Raw genomic sequence first — 1304 nt, 5'->3', positions numbered from 1 at the left:
CTGTCCCGCCCCGGGTCTGATGGAGGCTCTCAATCCACGTGAGGATGAGAGTCATGGCGGCACCGAGGAAGTACCCCGACGAGTTGCGGGAGCGGGCGACCCGGCTGGCGGTGGACGCCCGGCGTGACCCAGCGACGCGGACCGGGGCGTTGAAGCGGATCGGCGCGCAGTTGGGCATCAACGCTGAGACGCTGCGCAACTGGGTCATTCAGGCCGAGATCGATGAAGGCCACCGGCCCGGCGCGACGACCGACGACGCCACCCGGCTGGCTGAGCTCGAGCGTGAGGTGCGGGAGCTGCGCCGGGCGAACGCGATCTTGAAGAGTGCGTCGGCTTTCTTCGCGGCGGAGCTCGACCGCCCACAGCGCTGATCGTCGCCTTCATCGACGCCCACCGGGAAGAGCACGGGGTCGAGCCGATCTGCGCCCAGCTGCAGGTCGCCCCGAGCACCTACTACGCGCACCGGATCCGGCCGCCCTCGGCCCGGTCGGTCACCGACGCGGCGACCACCGCGGTGATCGAGCAGGTGCACGCCGACAACTACGGGGTCTACGGCGCCCGCAAGGTGCACGCCGAAGTTCGCCGGCAGGGCCATCCGGTGGCCCGCTGCACCGTCGAGCGGCTGATGCGCACCGCCGGGCTGCGCGGCATCACGCGGGCCAAAGGCCCCCGCACCACGATCCCCGGGAACGGCCCGGACATGCGCCCGGACCTGGTCGAACGCGCGTTCACCGCGACCGGCCCGGATCAGCTGTGGGTCGCCGACATCACCTACTGCCGAACCTTCTCCGGCTGGGTCTACGCCGCCTTCGTCACCGACGTCTACTCCCGCCGGGTGGTCGGCTGGCAGCTGTCCCGCTCGCTGCGCACCGACCTGGCCCTCGACGCCCTGGAGATGGGCATCTGGACCCGCCGCAGGGCCGGCCGCGACCTCGGCGGGCTCATCCACCACTCGGACAAGGGCGTGCAATACGTCGCCGTGCGCTACACCCAGCGCCTGGCCGAGGCCGGCGCCGTAGCCTCCGTCGGCTCCACCGGCGACTCCTACGACAACGCTCTCGCCGAGGCGTTCAACTCGCTGTTCAAGGCCGAGCTGGTGCGCAACCGCGGCCCGTGGAAGGGCATCGACGACCTGGAGCTCGCCGTCGCCGAATACATCGACTGGTTCAACCACCGACGCCTGCACGGCGAAATCGGCCTGATCCCACCGGCCGAACACGAAGACAACTTCTACCGGCACAACACCGCGGCGACTACCGTCGCCGCGTCAGTTCCGAGCCTCCACTGAACCCGGGGCGGGACAC

1 protein-coding gene and 1 other annotated feature are annotated in these 1304 nt (G+C 70.5%); the gene reads left to right on the top strand.

Annotated features, from left to right (window positions below; translation table 11 throughout):
* Positions 1-53: 53 nt before the first annotated feature.
* Positions 54-1288, top strand: a protein-coding gene (locus tag FHL79_RS24810) for an IS3 family transposase (RefSeq protein WP_246081228.1) whose coding sequence is annotated in 2 segments (ribosomal slippage) — positions 54-333 and positions 333-1288 — 1236 coding nt in all. Because the reading frame shifts where the segments join, the coding sequence is not laid out codon by codon here.
* Positions 332-445: a sequence feature (AL1L pseudoknot), on the top strand. It overlaps the preceding gene by 114 nt.
* Positions 1289-1304 lie beyond the last annotated feature (16 nt).

Origin of the sequence: Modestobacter altitudinis (genome assembly GCF_005930475.1) — a bacterium.
Taxonomy (GTDB): Bacteria; Actinomycetota; Actinomycetes; order Mycobacteriales; family Geodermatophilaceae; genus Modestobacter; species Modestobacter altitudinis.
The sequence above is the reverse complement of the archived record's forward strand: the minus strand, read 5'-3'. Positions and strand labels throughout refer to the sequence as shown.